This is a genomic window from Acinetobacter sp. Z1, from assembly GCF_024296945.1.
GTDB classification, from domain to species: Bacteria; Pseudomonadota; Gammaproteobacteria; order Pseudomonadales; family Moraxellaceae; genus Acinetobacter; species Acinetobacter beijerinckii.
On record NZ_CP101115.1, the window covers coordinates 3,173,246 to 3,188,334 of the forward strand.

12 protein-coding genes are annotated in these 15,089 nt (G+C 40.4%); 11 read left to right on the forward strand and 1 reads right to left on the reverse strand.

Features of this window, described 5'->3' with window-relative positions; genetic code table 11:
* The first annotated feature begins 65 nt into the window (after positions 1-65).
* Positions 66-572, forward strand: coding sequence for a hypothetical protein (locus NGC85_RS15005; RefSeq protein WP_005051067.1), 507 nt, complete (start codon positions 66-68; stop codon positions 570-572).
* A 24-nt stretch (positions 573-596) separates the two neighbouring features.
* Here NGC85_RS15005 and NGC85_RS15010 read toward each other — a convergent pair whose 3' ends face one another.
* On the reverse strand, positions 597-2,015 hold the full coding sequence (locus tag NGC85_RS15010; protein ID WP_254732202.1) for a phosphate--AMP phosphotransferase: 1,419 nt from the start codon (positions 2,013-2,015) through the stop codon (positions 597-599).
* A 202-nt stretch (positions 2,016-2,217) separates the two neighbouring features.
* Between NGC85_RS15010 and NGC85_RS15015 the strand changes: the two genes are divergently transcribed.
* From NGC85_RS15015 to NGC85_RS15060, 10 genes are all read left to right on the forward strand, one after another.
* Positions 2,218-2,925: a hypothetical protein gene (locus tag NGC85_RS15015; RefSeq protein WP_254732203.1), complete on the forward strand. Its 708-nt coding sequence runs from the start codon at positions 2,218-2,220 to the stop codon at positions 2,923-2,925.
* Positions 2,926-3,117: 192 nt separating this feature from the next.
* Positions 3,118-4,059, forward strand: a complete 942-nt coding sequence (ubiE, locus tag NGC85_RS15020) for a bifunctional demethylmenaquinone methyltransferase/2-methoxy-6-polyprenyl-1,4-benzoquinol methylase UbiE (protein WP_169108853.1) — start codon at positions 3,118-3,120, stop codon at positions 4,057-4,059.
* A gap of 10 nt (positions 4,060-4,069) precedes the next feature.
* The gene (locus NGC85_RS15025) at positions 4,070-4,750 is read left to right on the forward strand and encodes an SCP2 domain-containing protein (protein ID WP_169108854.1); all 681 of its coding nucleotides are present in this window, start codon (positions 4,070-4,072) and stop codon (positions 4,748-4,750) included.
* A 12-nt stretch (positions 4,751-4,762) separates the two neighbouring features.
* Positions 4,763-6,382 carry an AarF/ABC1/UbiB kinase family protein gene (locus tag NGC85_RS15030; protein WP_254732204.1) on the forward strand — a complete coding sequence of 540 codons (1,620 nt, stop codon included), beginning with the start codon at positions 4,763-4,765 and terminating at the stop codon, positions 6,380-6,382.
* A gap of 120 nt (positions 6,383-6,502) precedes the next feature.
* Positions 6,503-7,819, forward strand: coding sequence for an NAD(P)/FAD-dependent oxidoreductase (locus NGC85_RS15035; protein ID WP_254732205.1), 1,317 nt, complete (start codon positions 6,503-6,505; stop codon positions 7,817-7,819).
* A gap of 21 nt (positions 7,820-7,840) precedes the next feature.
* Complete coding sequence (locus NGC85_RS15040; RefSeq protein WP_254732206.1) at positions 7,841-8,221, forward strand: VOC family protein; 381 nt, start codon at positions 7,841-7,843, stop codon at positions 8,219-8,221.
* Between the two features lie 91 nt (positions 8,222-8,312).
* Positions 8,313-9,080: a bifunctional phosphoribosyl-AMP cyclohydrolase/phosphoribosyl-ATP diphosphatase HisIE gene (hisIE, locus tag NGC85_RS15045; RefSeq protein ID WP_254732207.1), complete on the forward strand. Its 768-nt coding sequence runs from the start codon at positions 8,313-8,315 to the stop codon at positions 9,078-9,080.
* Positions 9,081-9,089: 9 nt separating this feature from the next.
* Positions 9,090-10,592: a UvrD-helicase domain-containing protein gene (locus NGC85_RS15050; protein ID WP_254732208.1), complete on the forward strand. Its 1,503-nt coding sequence runs from the start codon at positions 9,090-9,092 to the stop codon at positions 10,590-10,592.
* Positions 10,593-10,616: 24 nt separating this feature from the next.
* Positions 10,617-12,002, forward strand: a complete 1,386-nt coding sequence (locus NGC85_RS15055; RefSeq protein WP_254732209.1) for an AAA family ATPase — start codon at positions 10,617-10,619, stop codon at positions 12,000-12,002.
* Positions 12,003-12,244: 242 nt separating this feature from the next.
* Positions 12,245-15,088: a monovalent cation/H+ antiporter subunit A gene (locus NGC85_RS15060; RefSeq protein ID WP_254732210.1), complete on the forward strand. Its 2,844-nt coding sequence runs from the start codon at positions 12,245-12,247 to the stop codon at positions 15,086-15,088.
* Position 15,089: the final 1 nt, after the last annotated feature.

Sequence of the window (15,089 nt, forward strand, 5' to 3'; positions counted from 1 at the left end):
TTTTGAAATTCATGATTCAATACGATTGAATGTAATCTCAAGGAATAGACTTTAGGTATAACTTTATGAAAATTGAAAAAATTCCTGATTCGATTGACCCAAGTTTAAACTTGGAACAGATTCGTGAGGAATGCTTAGAACTCACAAAGAAGCGTGCATATTGGTCAGCAGGCGCAGCGATTGTACCGATTCCTTTTTTTGATGTTGTCGTCGATCTCGGCATGTTGACTCAAATTATTCCCGATATAAATGCACGCTTTGGTCTTGCACCTGAACATATCAGTGTGTATGACCCTGAAACTAAAAAAGTACATTGGGATGAACTACGTAAACGTGGATTCGAATTTTCAGGATTTGTGGTTGCCCGCACAGCCATGAAAAAGTCTTTTAATGGCTTCTTCACTAAAATCGCCACCAAACAAGTGACCAAATTTATTCCTTTGGGCGGTCAGCTCATTGCAGCGAGTTTGGGCTATTTTATGATGCGTAAAATCACTGAAGCACATATTCAAGATTGCTATAACTTGGCAAAACGCATTCAGCAAAAAAGTCGCAATACTATTGTGGCTTGATCAAATATCAAAATCGAAGGCGGATTAATCCGCCTTTAATTGTTTTAAAATCGCCTTCAAAACCTCGATCCGAGCTGTGTATTTATCGTCCGTTGCAATCACATACCATGGTGCATAATCGGTATCGGTACGGTCAAACATATCAGCAGCCGCATTTAAATAGTCATCCCACTTTTCGCGATTTCGCCAATCTTCTTCAGTGATTTTGAATCGCTTGTGTGGCGTTTTTTCTCGCTCTTTAAATCGAAGCTCTTGCTCATCTTTACTGATGGCAAGCCAAACTTTGACTAACACTGTTTGGCAATCGACTAAATTATTTTCAAACCGATTAATTTCATCATAAGCACGCTGCCACTCAACGGCATTTGCAAAGCCTTCAATCCGCTCTACCAAAACACGCCCATACCACGTTCGATCAAAAATTGTAATCTTGCCACCGTCACTTAACTTACTCCAAAAACGCCACAAATAAGGACGTCTTAACTCATATCGTTCTGGTGCAGCAATACTATGAATTTCATATTCACGAGGATCTAGTTTTTTGACGATGCGCTTGATTGCACCGCCTTTTCCTGCGGCGTCCATTCCTTCAAAAGCAATAATGACTTTACGATCATCATAACGTAAAGCATCAGCGACCTTCTTACTGAGTTTATTTAACTCTTCTTTATAGTCTGATTTTTCTAAACTGGCTTTCTCAGGCTCTAGTAAAGCTTTTGGAACTTCTGCTTGTTGCCACTTTTCAGTTACTTTGGTTTGGTGACTTGGCAAAGCTTTTAGGGTTTGCAAGACATATTGTGCAAAACACTGATCTCTCAACGCCTCATCTTCACCATCAATGATGAACCAATCATCGGTAAATCTTTGACTTAAGCTTTGCAAAGTATCGTATTGTTTTTTATTACGCCAATCTAAGCCATGTAATTTATGCCAATGCTGCTCGGAAGCATCCACTTGATCTAAACGTTTTTGTAATGATTTCCATGACAAATCGAACCAAACCTTGATGACATGTACATGATTATTTTCTAAATCATTTTCAAAGGAGCGCATTTGTTCAATATATGCATCAAATAAATTATCATCCAAAGGTTTTGAAACATGCATCGCAGTTGAGAGTAAATCACTGTACCAATTGCCAAACATCACCACGATTTGCCCTTCAGCAGGAATGAAGCGAGTATAAGACTGCCAAAAAGTTTGATTAGAACTCAGTAACTTTGGTGCATCTGCCTTCACTTTCAGATAACGAGGATCAAGCCATTCACGTAATTGCTTCACAGCCTCGCCTTTTCCTGCTAGCTCTATTCCACTGACCAAAACTAAAACACTTTTTGCATTCTTCTTGTCACGGCTATCTTTAAGTGCGTATTGGGCTTCAATCAAATCTAAAGATAATTCATCTTCATCACGTAATTCAAATTGTGGTTGTTGTTCAGTCATGTGGTGCTCTAAATGGCTCTTTATTAAAAATAAGTATATTGAAAACAGTTCTGTTCAAATCAGAACGCTTGTACAGTTTATGTAGACAAAATCAGTGTATAGCACTAGTGACTTATTGTTAAACAATTAGGGTTTATGCTGTCATAGTTCTTGGTTATGATGCGCTTTATGATTTTAACGTTTTATTTCTTTGAGTTCGAACATGTCAAAACTCGCTGCATTTGATCATCTTTTATTACAATATCAAACTCTAAACTATCATCAAGATCCTGCGTTGGCACAACGTTTACATGATGTTCAAGCATGGATGAAAGCTCGCATTGCAGCAACTCACCAAGATTTTTTTGCACAACCTGAAAATCAATTGATGGCGCAATATTTTCTCAACCGTTTATATGGTGGTCCAGATTTTGATGCGATGGCTCAACAGATTGAACGCCTATTAAAATATGCGCATAAAGCTGAGAGCTTACTTCCTGAAAATGCAATTAAAACAGGAACTAAGTCCGTAAGCCTTGCCGTGCTTGCAACTGAGCTCGATGAACAAGTTGCAAGTCAATTGTTGCAAGATTATCCACTCGACACTCCGCTGACTGATGAAATTATGCGTCAAACGCTGATCAAACTTGATCAAGGTGATGCACGCTATCAACAATTAGCTTTGCTTGATGAGTTAGGGATTACACTTGATAAATACATGCGTTCTACCATGATGTTTGCAGCGTTTAAAATGTGTAGAGGCATCGCCAACAAATATCAATTTGAACGTATGTATGAATTTATCCAAGAAGGTTTTGCTGCCATGAAACCGATGAAATCTGCGGCTGTTTTCATCAAAACATTTACTGAAAAAGAGCGTGAAATTATTGAGAAAGTTCACGCAGGACATCCTGACCCATTTCGTCCTTAAATTCAGCTCATCATCCCTCTTTGCTAAAAGAGGGATTTTGCTATACGCATAACAAGAATTAAAACACTTTTGAGAAAGTGACTTTCTGTATATTATTCATATCAATTGCATGCTAAAGCCTGTAAAAAATTACAAAATCTGTCATCATGCTTGCTGATTCGTGCCGCTAGAGCGAAAGTTTAGGAGAAAACAATGTCTAACGAAAACCAACAGCCTACCCCAGAAGTTGAGCAAAACCCAAGTTCAGACAAAGTCAGTCCTTTCCTCAGCACACCGCTTCCACAGGGAGCACCACAAGGTCAGCAACAATCTTTACAACAACAGGCTGCAACAACGCCAACAGGTTCAGTTCCAAAATACAATCTACCTCGTGGCGCAAATACAGGTAATGTTGGTGCAACCACACACTTTGGCTATCAAACTGTAAGCAGTGATGATAAAGCACAAAAAGTAGCAGAAGTATTCCATTCTGTTGCGAGTAAATACGACATTATGAATGACTTGATGTCATTCGGTATTCATCGTATTTGGAAACGTTTTGCAATTAATATGTCTGGTGTACGTCGCGGTCAACATGTATTGGATATTGCGGGCGGAACAGGTGATTTAGCCAAAGTCTTCAGTCGTGAAGTGGGTCCGCAAGGACATGTTGTTCTTTCAGATATTAACGAGTCAATGCTCAATGTAGGTCGTGATCGTCTGATTGATGCAGGCTGTACCAATGTCGATTTCGTACTTGCCAATGCTGAAACCTTAGAACCATTTGCCGACAACAGTTTTGATTTAGTGACAATCAGTTTTGGTTTGCGTAACGTGACTGATAAGGATGCTGCATTACAAGCAATGTATCGCGTGCTCAAGCCAGGTGGTCGTTTATTGGTACTTGAGTTTTCAAAACCTGTTTTTGAACCATTCTCAAAACTCTACGATTTTTATTCATTCACCGCACTTCCAATTATGGGCAAATTGGTTGCCAATGATGCTGAAAGCTATAAATACCTTGCAGAATCAATTCGTATGCATCCAGATCAACGCACACTCAAAGGTATGATGGAAAATGCCGGCTTCCAAAGCTGTGACTATCACAACTTAACTGGTGGTATTGTTGCAGTTCACCGTGGATTCAAACTGTAAGGCTTAAGATATGTGGTCGATTTTAGCACTGGGTGCAGTCGAACGTATCATTCATCATGTGATTGATTTGGATGCGATTACACGTATCCAATTAAATCAATTGCAAGGTCAATTATTACGCGTTGTGATCGATAGCCCACAACTCTCAGTTGATGTGTTTTTTGATGAAAATAAAGTTCGCCTAGAACCTACCGTCACAGGACAGGCTCAAACGCCTTCAATTTTCGAACAACGCCCTTTCGATAATCAAAATAAGATTAGCGATGCTACAGCAACTTTGAAGGTTTCGAATGTAGTAGAGCTAATAAAGCTGCTGTTGAGTGATATGGATCAGATCGGTAATATTCCTTTACAGGGTGATTATCATCTTTTGCAAGACATTCAAAGAATTATGCAACAGGTCGAGCCTGATCTTGCGGCGCATCTATCCCCTTGGATCGGTCCACAACTGGCACATGAGTTGGGCAAAATTCAGCTTGCGCCTCAACAAATAAAACGCTCGTTGCAAAGTCATTTGTTCTTTGTCGAAGATGCACTTAAGGAAGATAGTGGCTTATTTGCACCACGTTGGCAAATGGATGATCTGAATCGAGAAACTCGCCAGCTCAATCAAGAGCTAGATCGCTTAGAAGCAAAGTTTCAGCAATTACAGGCTTCTTTCAACCCACAAAAACAATCCTCTCAAGACTAGGTAAGATTTTATATGATTCCGCATGTTACACGGTTACTCGAACTCTGGCGTATAGCAGCACACTACCGCCTTGACACCTTGTTCCCTGCGGAAGAATTACCAGCCAAAGCACGCCATGCCTTAAATGTAATCAAAATGCATCCTGCGGCTTGGTCTAGTCGCGAGAAAAAAAATCCGCTCAAGCTTAAAGAAGCTTTAGAGGATATGGGGCCATTAGCAATTAAATTGGGGCAGTTACTGTCTACTCGTCGTGATTTGATTCCACCAGAAGTGTTATCACAATTGGTGTTGTTGCAAGATCGCGTCAAACCCTATGACACTCGGTTAGCCAAACAACGTATCCAAGAATCACTTAAAGCAGATGTATCCACATTATTCTCTCGCTTTGATGAGCAACCTCTTGCTGCTGCATCAATTGCACAAGTGCATACGGCTGCATTACATGATGGTCGTGAGGTCGTAGTCAAAGTCACTCGTCCAGACATTCGTAATCAAATTCTGCAAGACTTTGAAATCTTGGCATGGCTCGGTGACTGGCTTGAAAACCGTTTAGAAGCTGCTCGTGCGTTGCACTTATCTGAAATTATTCAAGATTATCGTCAAATTATCTTAAATGAGCTTGATTTGAGTCTTGAAGCAGACAATACCCGCCGCATGCGTCACTATTTTACTGGCTCAAGCATGATGTACGTGCCAGAAGTCTATATGGACAGTAAAGACGTGATGGTGGCTGAACGTATCACGGGTGTTCCGATTTCAGATATCGCGACCTTTGATCGTTTGGGTATGGACCGCGCTGATTTGGCGGAGAAAGGCTTAACTATATTCTTTACCCAAGTCTTCCGTGACAACTTTTTCCATGCTGACATGCATCCAGGTAATGTCTTTGTCGAGACCATTAACCCAAGTAACCCACGCTTTATTGCGTTGGACTGCGCGATTATGGGTGAGTTGTCGAAGCACGATCAAATGACGATTGCTCGTATGTTACTTGCGGTGATGAACAGCAATTTTATGCAATTGATTCAGATCGTACATCAAGCAGGTTGGATTCCACCGGGCACGGATCAAGATGCGTTATCACGTGAAATGCGTCGTACTGTTGGGCCAATGGTGTCAAAACCAATGGATCAATTGGACTTCGCAGGAATTTTGATTCAAGTGATGGATATTGCACGTCGTTTCCATTTAGAAATTCCACCGCAATTGATGTTGTTACTCAAAACATTGGTGCATGTTGAAGGCTTAGGCACAGATCTTTACCCACAACTGGATATCTGGAAACTGGCAAAACCGATCCTAACCGAATGGGTCAAAGCCAATATGAATCCAGTTAAAAATATCAAAGAAATTGGACAGCAAATTCCCGATCTATTATTAGGCGCTCAAGATTTACCAACATTATTAATTGACAGTTTAAATGGTTTAAAAAACCAATCGGCATGGCAAGACAAACAACTCCGCGAAATACAACAAATGCGTTTGCAAATGCAACAGCAACAACGCCGTAGCTGGATGTTTGGTAGCACCATGTTGATTATGTTAACAATTGCGATTATTAGCCCTTGGTTTGTATCTATTATTCTTATCGTGTTAAGTAGTCTTTTGGCGCTGTGGCGGATTATGAAATAAATTATAAGGCCCTTGTACAAACAAGGGTTTTTTTTGTTGCATGATTTTATTAAAAAAACCACTTAGATACGTTAAGATCATTATTCAATTGAATCTATAAACATTCTAAAAGAACAAACAATGAAAACACCTCATTTTGCCATTATTGGCGCAGGTACAGCAGGACTCGCAACCGCAATTCTACTTGCACGCGAAGGCAATCAAGTCACAATTTTTGAACAGGTCGATGAACTCTCTCCTGTTGGTGCAGGCTTATTGCTGCAACCCGCTGGCTTGGCTGTCTTTGAGCATATCGGTGTACTTGATCAAGCTTTGAAATTAGGTGCAAAAGTCACAGGTTTAGAAGGGCAACTCCCAAATAAACGCTTATTGATAAATAGCCACTATCATCAGGCGGGTAACAACCTTTATGGTCTCGGGATTCATCGTGCCACTCTATGCCATGTCTTAACTGAAAAATTAGCTGAATATTCAAGTCATGTGACTTGGAAGATGGGACATAATATTGAAAGCATTGATGAGCGTCATAATGAAGTCCGAGTCCTTGGATCATTCAAACAACAAAAAATTGATGACTGTTTCGATGCGGTATTGATCGCCAATGGTGCACGCAGTCAACTCCGCCCTAAAGCATGGGTTAAAATCGATAAGCCCTATCCGTGGGGCGCTGCATGGACAATCGTACCTGAATGCTTAAGCTTGAACCCTGAAATTCTGCATCAATTTTATGATCGCTCTAAAATCATGATGGGTGTATTGCCGACAGGTGCTATTCCTACGGCTCCGCAACAACGGCTTTCCAGTGTGTTTTGGAGTTTACCTGCATCGCAACTACAATCATTCTTAAAAGATGAATCTGCAAAACAACAATGGTTAAAACAAGTCTCAGATCGTTGGCCTGATGTCGCAGAATGGCTGAAACAGATTGTGTACGATGAACAAATCCAACCTGAATGGTTGTCCGCACAATACCGTGATGTAGTGATGTCTCAATTTGGGCAAGGTCGCATTGGAGTGATTGGTGATGCCGCACATGCCATGAGTCCACAACTCGGGCAAGGTGCGAATATGGCACTGTTAGATGCGTGGGCTTTTTCGCAATCTCTACAAACAGCCAAGAAAAATCAGCAAATTGACTGGTCGATATTGTGGCAACACTATCATCAACAGCGTCGCTCTTCGACTCAATTCTATCAATTTCTCAGTCGTTTACTCACGCCGTTGTATCAATCCAATCACTGGTGGGCGGGTGGCATACGTGATCTCACTTTTCCTTGGATGTATCAAATCCCCTATTTCCGTAAAGAAATGACAATCACCATTTCAGGCTTAAAAACCAACATGTTCCAACAAATGAGTTATCGGCAGATTGCTGAGTATCAGCACCATGAAAAGGCCGTGATTCCAAATAATCAATCCTTAACTGAATGTGAATAAAAAGCAAAAAGTGAATTAAGTATGAAAGTTAGTCATTTAGATCATTTGGTTTTGACAGTCGCTGATATTGAAATCAGTTGTCAGTTTTATCAGTCTGCCCTGAATTTTGAAATGATTACTTTCGGAGAAAATCGCAAAGCACTGCAATTTGGTAATCAAAAAATCAATTTACATCAAGTCGGAAAAGAGTTTGAACCCAAAGCACTTCGCCCGACTGCGGGTTCAGCCGATTTATGTTTTATTGCTGAATCACCATTAAAAGAAGTGATTGAACATCTGCAACAACTGAATATTGAAATTATTGAAGGACCAATCGAAAGAACTGGAGCAATGGGAAAAATTTTATCAATTTATTTTCGTGATCCTGATCAAAATTTGATTGAAATCTCGAACTATCGTTAACACCCTATCTTCGACTTTTTACCCAACAAGCATAGCCAACCTCTGCCACAACCGCTAAACTACCTGCTCTCCACTCAATGGATTTTCACTCATGTCAAACTGGTTAGATGAAGTTAAATTTGATTCCAATGGTCTTGTTCCTGCCATTGCGCAACATCATCAAACTGGTCGAGTGTTAATGGTTGCATGGATGAATCGTGAAGCTTTACAACTGACTTCTGAAAAAAATCAGGCGGTGTACTACTCACGCTCACGTCAAAAGTTGTGGCACAAAGGCGAAGAATCAGGACACTTTCAAACAGTGCATGAAATTCGTTTGGATTGCGATGCTGATGTGATTATTCTGCAAATTGAACAGCATGGTGGCATTGCCTGTCATACAGGTCGTGAGTCTTGCTTCTATCGCAAACTGACCTCTCAAGGTTGGGAAATTGTCGATGCTCAATTGAAAGATCCAACAGCTATTTATGGTGCAGCAGCCAAAACTGAAACGCATGATCACAATCACAGTGAACAAATTGATGTACTTGGCTATCTTGGTCGATTAATGCAAGAACGCAAAAATGCGGAAGCTGATAGTTCCTATATTGCGAGCCTATATAAAAAAGGTATTAATAAAATCTTAGAAAAAGTTGGCGAAGAAAGTATTGAAAGCATTATCGCAGCCAAAGATTATGCTTTGCTTGCTTCACTCGAAAATAAACATGATCTGATTTATGAAGTCGCAGATTTATGGTTCCACAGTATTGTCATGCTCGGTTACTTCGATCTTAATCCACAAGAAGTGCTAGATGAACTTGCGCGTCGCCAAGGTTTATCAGGCTTAGTGGAGAAAGCCAACCGTAGTAAAGAGGCGTAACCAGAGCCTGTGTCAAATTCTGAGAAACCAAAAGCCACCTATGAGCAAGCGATTGCCATAGACAATGCCCGTTTAGGACAATCCTTTAAAGTGATTGCGTATGCTGGCACAGGAAAAACGACAACCTTACAAATGATCAGTGATGCCATGCCTGAACGGCGTGGTATGTACTTAGCATTTAATAAAGCCATCGCATCAGAAGCACAAAGTAAATTTCATGCTAATGTGAATTGCAGAACCTTTCACTCTCTTGCCTTTCGCAGCGTGCCACGTGGTGTCACAGATAAATTACGCTTACCGCGTTTAAGCCCAAGTTTTATCGCCAAAGAATATCGCCTAGAACCAATTACACTACGCCGTCTGATGGGTGGTCGTTACGAAAAATATGTATTGATGCCAAGTCGACTTGCAAGTTTGGTTGCCAATGCTGTCAGCTATTTCTGCTCGACTAGCTCACAATATCCAGCACCTCGCCATATTCAAGCGCCCAGCTGGTTGCATCAAGATGACATTGAGTCCCTACAACAGCACCTCTACCCTGCGGTTGAACGCCGTTGGTTAGAATCGATTGATCAAAATCATCAAGCAGGGATTGGGCATGATATTTATTTGAAATTATGGGCTTTATCAGAACCAAATATTCCAACAGATTATGTTCTATTTGATGAGGCACAAGATGCTGATCCTTTGATGCTTGGCATATTACTTCGTCAAAAAAGTACCCAAGTCATTTACGTTGGTGATGCACATCAGCAAATTTACGCTTGGCGTGGTGCGGTCAATGCGATGCAACAAATGCCATTGCATGAAAGTCGTTTAACCACGTCATTCCGCTTTGGTGATGCGATTGCTGATGTTGCGAATTCTATTTTGGGCGCACTAAATGAAACTGTGCCACTCCTTGGCAATCCAAACCAAAAATCTAGTGTGGTGAATAAACCCCACACTAAAATGCGTGATGCTATTCTGTGCCGTACCAATGCAAGAGCAATGGAACTATTACTTTCAGGCTTAGTGCATGGTGATAAAGTCGGTTTGCAAGCCGATCACCAAAAGCTCAGCCGATTTGTTGATGCAGCCAGTTTACTGAAACAAGGCAAACGCATTACCGATGTACCTGAACTCGCTTGGTTTAACTCTTGGCATGATGTACATGAATATTGTGAAACCAACGATGGCAGTGATATCAAGCCTTTAGTTAAATTAGTCGATGATCATGGCACTGAACCACTCAAGAAAGCTTTGGCAAAAATCACACCGATTGAACAAGCAGATTATGTAATTTCAACTGCGCACAAAGCCAAAGGATTAGAATGGAATCGCGTCCATATTGAAGATGATTACCAATTCAAGATTAATGGGCTAGAACATAAAATTACAGATGAAGAGTTAAGATTACTTTACGTCGCGTGTACCCGTGCTAAAGTAAGTTTAAATATTCATCATCTTTATGACTTAATACAACAATTAAAACGGTGCGCTCCCTCAAGTCTTCGTCAGTCCGTAGGTTAAAGCGCTCAGAATTAAGGTGAGCCTATGCAACTTGAGTCGGTGCAATTTAAACATGTAGGAATGTTTCGAGATTTAAAAATCGAATTTCATCCACAAAAGTCTCCTATTACTCTAATCCTCGGCGATCAAGCTACAGGTAAAAGTACAATTTTAAAAAATATTTATCAGTCTTTGACTTGGTTTTCTGCGCGCTATAAAGATATTCGCACGGCAGGCGTGGTGATTTCTGATCAAGATATTATGTTGACTCGTTTGCAAGCTAAAATACAAATAAATGTGCGAATGAGTAGTGAACTCAGCACCAGTCTCAATGAAAGCAGCACCGCTCAAGAAAAAGATACCCAAAGTTGCAGTTGGAAATTATTTAAAACTTTTAATAGCCAAGGTATTGGTATTAGCCAAGTTGAAACACAACAACTTGATCAAATGGTGACGTTATATCAGAAGACCAGTCATCAAGATCCTTTGTTTGGTCTACCCTTAATTGCCTATTATCCTGCTGAACGCTTTGTTCAAGAGGTTAATTTACAAAGTAAAAATGTCCCTGGAATTTTGCAGGAAATTTCTGCCTATGATCTCACTGCTTTGCCTTACACCACTTTTTCTCGATTTTTTGAATGGTTGCGCGAAATCAGTGATGTTGAGAATGCACATTCAGCACATATTGTTCGGCGTTTGATGGGCAATGATTTTAGCCAGCAGCATCAAGCAGAGATTTTGCAACAACTACAGCAAGAGTTGATTCATCATCCCAAACAACTTTCAGCACCTAACTTATATGCATTAAAGAAAAGTTTACAAACTATTTTCCCTGATCTGAATGATCTCTATATTCAATATGTACCTAAACTTCAGTTGATCGTCCGCTATCAAGAGCAAGTGATCCCTTTTCAACAATTATCCGCTTCGCTTAAAACGTGGATTGCTTTAGTTGGAGATATTACACGGCGACTATGTTTGCTCAATCCACATTGTTTTGATCCATGTTTAGAAGGTGAAGGTATATTAATGATTGATCAAATTGAGCATCAATTAGATCAGAACATGAGTGCTGAAATTTTAGAGCGTTTGCATCAAGCGTTCCCAAGATTACAAATCATTGCTTCAGGCAATCGTGATGAATTATTGGAACATGCAATTAACTATCAATGTCTACGTTTAGATTCAAAATCGATTTCTGAGTTAGATATTCAAACATCACAACAACAACTTTCGCAGCTTTACCATGAGTTAACCCAAACTACTCATATTGATCTCAATACAGAAAATCAAGAATTGCTTACTTCGGAAAATTCCGTCGACAAAGTTGAGGATTTATTTATTCAAATACAGGAGCTTAGTGCAGAGCAAAAGAGTCATTTACTCAGCTTATTAAAAATTGATGATACATCTCAGAAAACCTCTTTTTAGAAATCGAACTACGTACTTTTAAGCAATGATGATGTTGTTATTTTCATGTAATAACATCAGATTTTTGTTGATATTTTATAGTAGAATAAATCACATTTTTTATTTTCAAGTTGCGCAATACAACTTGCTCTTTCCGTTTACTTGATTGGGTTTCGAGATTTGAAATTTTGGCTTTCTCTTTGAATGCCTTAAGTCTTGAAAGAAAATTCACCCTTAGGTCTTCTCCGACCTAAATCATCGACATGGATACCAGTGTGCTACCGATTATTATCTTATTACCGCTTATACTCGGCACCACCCTTGTCTCACAATTGCAACGCATTTCGCGTGGCATGACGGCACTTGGGGCCATAGGCATCAGCCTTAGTTGTTTTATATTGCTTCTTACACAAGCAGAAACGGTTCTTCAAGGAAATACGCTACAACAAAGTTGGGATTGGCTTCCACAACTCGGAATTAATCTTAGTTTTCGCCTAGATGCATTAGGGTTATTGTTTGGTTTGCTGATTAGCGGTATCGGCACGCTCATTTATATTTATGCCTATTATTATTTAAGTCCCAAGAACTCTCTAAGTAAGTTATATCAACTCTTGATGTTGTTTATGGCTGCTATGCTGGGAATTTCACTCTCAAACAACCTGATTATTTTATTGGTTTTTTGGGAACTCACCAGTATTTCATCCTTTCTTTTGGTTGGTTACTGGAGTCAATACGATGCCGCACAACGTGGTGCGCGTATGGCACTTACCATCACAGGAATGGGTGGCTTGGCCATGCTCGGTGGCTTTGTTCTACTGGGACAAATCACTGGAACGTACGAAATTGATCAACTGGTATTAATGAAAGATACCATTCAGCAACATGCATTATTTGTTCCTACACTATTACTCATTCTATTAGGTGCATTTACTAAAAGTGCGCAGTTTCCATTCCATTTTTGGTTACCCAATGCAATGGCAGCGCCTACACCAGTCTCTGCCTATCTACATTCAGCGACGATGGTAAAAGCAGGTATTTTTTTACTTGCTCGTTTAGCCCCTATTTTTATCGGCGCTGCGCTTTATCACAATATTGTCACTTTCGTCGGTCTATTTACATTGTGTATGGCAGCAGGTTTTGCCATTTTCAAAGAAGACCTTAAAGGTCTATTGGCATATTCAACGATCAGCCACTTGGGTTTGATTGTTTGTCTGCTTGGTATTGGTTCACCACTTGCTGTGGCTGCGGCAATTTTCCACATCATTAACCATGCCACATTCAAAGCAGCATTATTTATGCTTGCAGGTATCGTTGACCATGAAACTGGAACACGTGATCTACGCAAGCTCAGTGGGATTTGGCAATTCTTACCTTTTACAGGCACATTAACCATGATCACTGCTGCCTCTATGGCAGGCGTACCTTTGACCAATGGCTTTATTTCCAAAGAAATGTTCTTTACGGAATTATTGGCTAATTTGTCGGGACCAGTGATGGTAATTTCAGCGATTGTTGCAACTTTGGCTGGTATTTTTGCAGTGAGTTATTCAATTCGTCTCGTTCATGGTGTGTTTTTTGATGGTGATCTAGGTAAACAAGTTCCAAAGAAAGATGCACATGAACCGCATTTGGGTATGCGTCTACCTGCCATTATTTTAGCAACGCTATGTATATTAGTGGGTATTTTCCCCGCATTACTCGCAGGCACATTAGTAAATAGTGTGACTCGTGCAAGTTTAGCTCAACCTGAATTTGAAGGTACACATTTAGCGATTTGGCATGGTATTAATGCCCCACTGATTATGAGTTTAATCGCTTTGGTCGGAGGTGCTTTATTCTACTTTACACTTGCTAAAGATGGACGCATTAGAAAAATAGATTTAGATCCTTATTTAGGTCGATTACAAGGCAAAATCTTATTCGAGCTTTTCTTAAAGCATTTATTACTGATCAGTAGAAAGATAAAACAAGCGACCGAAACAGGTTCTTTGCAAAACTATGTTCTATTGATTGTTTTATTCAGCGTTATCATGGTGGCACTCCCCCTCTTCAACCAAGGGCTAACAACTGGCACCCGTGAATTAACCCATGCACCGTGGATTGCGATTGTACTGTGGCTGACGTTATTCTCAGGCTGTTGGATGATGTTATGGTTCCATCATGAACGAATTAAAGCTGTTCTGATTAGTGGCGCAGTTGGTCTGGTTGTGACGATGGTGTTTGTGACCTTATCCGCACCTGATTTAGCATTAACCCAGATTACGGTTGATGTGGTTACTACCGTACTTTTACTCATGAGCTTGTCTTTACTTCCACAGTTAACACCATATGAGTCAAGTCGTTCTCGTCGTTATCGTGATGCAATATTGGCTATCGTTGGCGGTGTAGGTATTGGTTGGATCACTTGGTTGATTCTAACGCGTGATCATAATTCGATTTCATGGTTCTTCTTGCAGCAATCCATTCCACTGGGTGGCGGTTCAAATGTCGTCAATGTAATCTTAGTCGATTTCCGTGGATTCGATACCTTCGGTGAAATCACGGTATTAGGTATTGCCGCTGTAGGCGCACTTTGTTTGATGGACGGAATGCGTGCTCACGGAACCACCATGACTAAAGGTCTATCTTACCGCTTTAACCCTTCACCATTAATGCTACGTATTAGTGCTTCATGGGTTCTGCCTTTAGCCTTAGTGATCAGCGTCTATATTTTCATGCGCGGGCATAATTATCCAGGTGGCGGCTTTATTGCGGGCTTAATCACCTCAATGGCATTAATCATTCAATATATCGTATTGGGTCAAGATCAAGCTGAGCAATTGATTAAAGCAAAATCTGGTCGCTTATATGAGATATGGATTGGTGCAGGCTTAACTATCGCAGGTCTAAGTGGAATTGCAGCCTGGTTATGGGCACGTCCATTCCTAACCAGTGCACATATTTATGTAGAACCACCTTTACTTGGAAAAATGCATCTAGCCTCAGCAGTATCATTTGACATTGGTGTTTACATTACCGTTGTTGGTGCAGCTATGTTGTTGATTTCGGTCTTAGGTGATTCTCGTCACTCAAGTATGTCGGGTCCAATCCCAAGTGGAGATAAATAAA